1 protein-coding gene is annotated in these 489 nt (G+C 38.4%); it reads right to left on the reverse strand.

Annotated features, from left to right (window positions below):
- Positions 1-402 (reverse strand): aminotransferase class III-fold pyridoxal phosphate-dependent enzyme (locus tag JHD69_RS20280; protein WP_199142134.1); only part of this gene is annotated, 402 nt, incomplete at its 3' end.
- Positions 403-489 lie beyond the last annotated feature (87 nt).

The following is a 489-nucleotide window of genomic DNA, read 5'->3' on the forward strand; positions in this document are numbered from 1 at the left end:
ATACAACCACATGTCGTGGTTAGTCGGCAGCGTCAGATGTGTATAAGAGACAGCGGTTGAACCATGCTTTGCAAACTTAACCATGTCTACCGAAGGTATTAATGAAGTTAACAGTTCAGCAGCCACAAGCTCCGTTATAGACGCCCTTGTTAAATTATTGCCTTTCATTATTTCGGCATAACATGCATCAGCAATTTCCTTATTACCGTAACCTATATTTACAGAACGTAACCCCATTCCATAGTCCAGGTATTTTCTTCCATCAGGACCAAATACATAAGCACCCTCTCCACGCTCCAATATAGCGGGTGCATTGGAAGGAAACTGATCATCTCCTCGAGAGTAAGTATGTGCACCCCCTGGTATTACCTTATGCAACCTGTCTTTAAATTCCTGATTCATAATTACTTAAATATTTTTTCTATATCAAATATATTCTTTTCGATTAAAAAACTGGCAAATTGACAATCAATTTGTTCATCTATCTCT

Source organism: Pedobacter sp. ASV12 (assembly GCF_016429155.1).
In the GTDB taxonomy this organism is placed as follows: Bacteria; Bacteroidota; Bacteroidia; order Sphingobacteriales; family Sphingobacteriaceae; genus Pedobacter.